This window comes from Frankia sp. AiPs1 (genome assembly GCF_023716945.1).
Classification (GTDB): Bacteria; Actinomycetota; Actinomycetes; order Frankiales; family Frankiaceae; genus Frankia.
This window is the reverse complement of record NZ_JAMQQF010000932.1, coordinates 1-1435: the sequence shown is the minus strand read 5'-3', so window position 1 is coordinate 1435 and position 1435 is coordinate 1. Positions and strand designations below refer to the sequence as shown.

General features: G+C 73.4%; 2 protein-coding genes. Both read left to right on the top strand.

What is annotated here, in order from left to right:
* The coding region (locus ND748_RS31975; RefSeq protein WP_251750009.1) for a hypothetical protein at positions 1-930 on the top strand (930 nt) is incomplete at its 5' end.
* On the top strand, positions 927-1435 hold a 509-nt coding region (locus ND748_RS31970), incomplete at its 3' end, for a DUF4129 domain-containing protein (RefSeq protein ID WP_251750008.1). The genes ND748_RS31975 and ND748_RS31970, both read left to right, overlap by 4 nt.

Genomic DNA, 1435 nt, shown 5'->3' with positions numbered 1-1435 from the left:
GCGCAGGGCGGACCGCCCGGATGGCACGGCCCTCCCCCGGGCGGACCGCCCGGACGCTTTGGGCCCCCGCCCGGTCCGCCGGGGCCGTGGCGCTGGGGCGCGGCGGCGCCGAAGCCCGGAATCATTCCACTGCGTCCGCTGGCCCTCGGCGAAATCCTGGACGGCACCTTCGCCACGATCCGGGCGAATCCGGGCGCGACGATCGGGGTCACCGTCGCGGCCGCGACCATCGTCGAGACGATCTCCACAGTGGGGACGATCGCCACGGAGAACGCCTCGACCGCCGTGTCGGCGCTGGGGATCTTCGCTTCCTTCGCGCTCGACCTCGTCCTCGGGCTGTTCCTGTCCGGCGTGCTCAGCGTGGTCGTGAGCGAAGCGACGCTGGGTAGTCGCATCGGGCCGACCGAGGCCGTCCGACGGGTCGCCCCGAGACTCGGCGGCCTGCTCGCCCTCACGGTCATCGTCTCGGTGGCGGTGGTACTCGGACTGGTCGCCCTGCTGGTCGGCGCGGTCGTCGTGGGCGTCTATCTGGGGCTCGCGACACCCGCGTACATCCTCGAGGGCGGCAGCGTCCGCCATGCCCTGCGCCGTTCTGTGACGATCGTGCGCGGCTCCTGGTGGCGCAGCCTCGGCATCCTGGTTCTCTCGACGCTCGTCGCGTTCATGCTCAGCGCGGTCCTCACCGGCATCACCGTGGTGATCCTGGAGTCGTCGGACGTGTTCGGCGACTTCCTGGGCGGCGATCTCACGATCACCGGCCACGTCGTCCAGGGGATCGGCGAGCTGCTGGCCACGACGATCTCCACACCGATCGTCTCCGGCACCGCCGTGCTGCTGTACATCGATCTACGGATCCGGCGGGAGGGGTTGGACGTCACCCTCGCCGAGGCCGCACGGGCCCGAGCGGCCGGGGTGGGGACGTCCGGATGACGCTGGGCGGTCCGGTCACCCGTGACGGCGCCCGCGAGCAGGCGCGCCGCGAGCTGTCAGACAGCGTCTACGGCAGCAGCCGGCCGCATTGGTGGAACCGGCTGCTGAGCTGGATCGGCGATCGGATCGCGGACCTGTTCGACTGGATCCTCCCGCACAGCGGGTCGGGCGGCGGCTCACGCGGACTCGGGGTCCTCGCGCTCGTGGCGGTGCTCGTCGTCGGAGTGGTCGCGCTGCGGTGGTGGCTGGGTCCGGTCCGGCGGACCGCGCGGGCCCGGCTGGCGGCCGCGGACGATCTGTCCAGCCCGCTGACCGCCGCGCAGCTGCGGGCCGAGGCCGACCGGCACGCAGCCGGCGAGGACTACGCGCGAGCGGTGCGCTCCCGGCTGCGGGCGATCGTGCGCATGCTCGAGGAGAAGGGCGTGCTCGACCCACGCCCCGGACGCACCGCCGGGGAGCTCGTTGCCGAGGTGGCCCGGTTCGCCCCGGCCGCCGACCGCGGGCC